Raw genomic sequence first — 1,913 nt, 5'->3', positions numbered from 1 at the left:
GCCGCGCATCCCTATGCCGCCCAGGTCACCGAGGCATCGCAGCGCTTCGGCATTCCGACGACATGGATCATGGCCGTGATGCGGACAGAGAGCGCGGGCGATCTGCGCGCGGTGTCTTCCGCTGGCGCGATGGGGCTCATGCAGGTCATGCCCGACACCTGGGCCGGGCTGCGCATCCGTCATGGCCTAGGCGAAGACCCTTACGATCCGCGTGACAACATCCTCGCGGGCACGGCCTATCTGCGCGAGATGTGGGACCGCTATGGCGATGTCTCGGCGATGCTGGCGGCCTATAATGCCGGTCCCGCCCGCTACGAAGAATACCGACTGGCGGATCGTCCGCTGCCTCCCGAGACACGTGCCTATGTCGCTGCGCTTGCACCCGTTCTGCTTGGCGAGCGGCCATCGGGCACCGCTATCACTGCAGCCCGACCGCTCGATTGGCGTGAGGCGGCGATCTTCATCAGCCGCGAAGACGGGACGCTTGCAACCGATCCTGTGTTGCCTGACCGAAAGGTCGGCGGCGCTCCTTCCCCCATCCCGGCGGTGCCGCAGGCGGGCCTCACCCCGCAATCTGAGGGCCTCTTCGTCCAGCCGGAGACTGGTGAGGCCCGACCATGATCCGCGCAACGACACTTCGCATTCTATCGTGCTCTGGCGTGTCTTGGAGGGCGCGAGGGGTGGTGGCGGGCACCACGACCGAAGGATGGCAGGATAAAAGGGTGCACGGTGCGCGGCGGTTGGGCGGTTGTTTTTGTTCATGTTTTTGCCGCGCTCCGCACCGTGTGGCGCGTGCCTGCACCGTGCGAGATGTGCCTAACACTCTGATCTTTTGCGTTGTTTCGCACTGTGCGGGGATTTCATATGCCCGATGATCGCGAGTTCCGCATCCGCCCGGGGCGTATCCGCTCTACCCGGGCGCAGCAGGCCCGGCCCTTCATCGCACAGGCTCTGGCTGCCGCGAAAAAGGCCGGCGGTGGCGTCTCGCGGGCCGGGCGCGTCACCCCGGGCAATCGGTCCAGCTTCGGGCGCGGTCAGCGTGCCAGCATTCAGGCCAACCGCCTCATCACCGCCCGCACACGCGGCGCGGTAGTCAAGGCGCGTGTGGTCCGGCACAGCGGGAAATCCGCACCCCTCGGAGCCCACCTCGATTACCTGCGCCGGGATGGCGTGACCCGGGACGGGGAGAAGGCCAGTCTCTTCGGGCCCGGATCGGAGGATGCCGATGGCCGGGCCTTTGCCGAGCGGTGTCGCGATGACCGTCATCATTTCCGCTTCATCGTCTCGCCCGACGACGCGCCGGACATGTCTGACCTGCAATCCTTCACCCGCGATCTCGTCGGGCGGATGGAGCAGGATCTCGGCACGTCTCTTGACTGGCTCGGCGTCGATCATTGGAACACGGCCCATCCGCATGTCCATCTGATCGTTCGCGGCATGCGCGACGACGGCCGGGATCTCGTGATCTCGCGGGACTACATCAAGGAGGGGATGCGCGACAGGGCGCGGGATCTCATCACCCAGGAACTGGGCCCGCGCAGCGATCTCGACATCCGCCGGACGCTTGAGCGACAGATCGGGGCCGAGCGCTGGACGCAACTTGATCGTCAGTTGCTGCGGGACGCGGGACGCTCCCGCATCCTCGACATGGCGCCGGATGCGGATCGGCAGCCGGATGCGTTTCACGCGCTGAAGATCGGGCGGCTGCGCCGGTTGGAAGTCCTTGGCGTTGCCGACCAGATCGGACAGTCGCAATGGCACATCAGGGATGATGCCGAGGCGGTCCTGCGCGAGATGGGGGAGCGTGGCGACATCATCAAGCGAATGCATCGGGCTCTGACGGACCGGGGGATCGAGCGCGGGTCCTCGAGTTACGTGCTTGCCGCGGAGAGCCTCGATGTTCCCGTCATCGG

2 protein-coding genes are annotated in these 1,913 nt (G+C 66.2%); both read left to right on the top strand.

Translation table 11 applies throughout. The features are described 5' to 3' along the window. The coding region (locus D6860_RS25065) for a lytic transglycosylase domain-containing protein (protein WP_164845669.1) at nt 1-621 on the top strand (621 nt) is incomplete at its 5' end. A gap of 243 nt (nt 622-864) precedes the next feature. Continuing rightward, nucleotides 865-1,913: DUF3363 domain-containing protein (locus D6860_RS25060; RefSeq protein ID WP_128549330.1), on the top strand; the 1,049-nt coding region annotated here is incomplete at its 3' end.

Origin of the sequence: Salipiger sp. D13 (genome assembly GCF_003703915.1) — a bacterium.
Classification (GTDB): domain Bacteria; phylum Pseudomonadota; class Alphaproteobacteria; order Rhodobacterales; family Rhodobacteraceae; genus Salipiger; species Salipiger profundus.
Note: the sequence above shows the minus strand (reverse complement) of the source record. Positions and strands in the feature narration are given on the sequence as shown.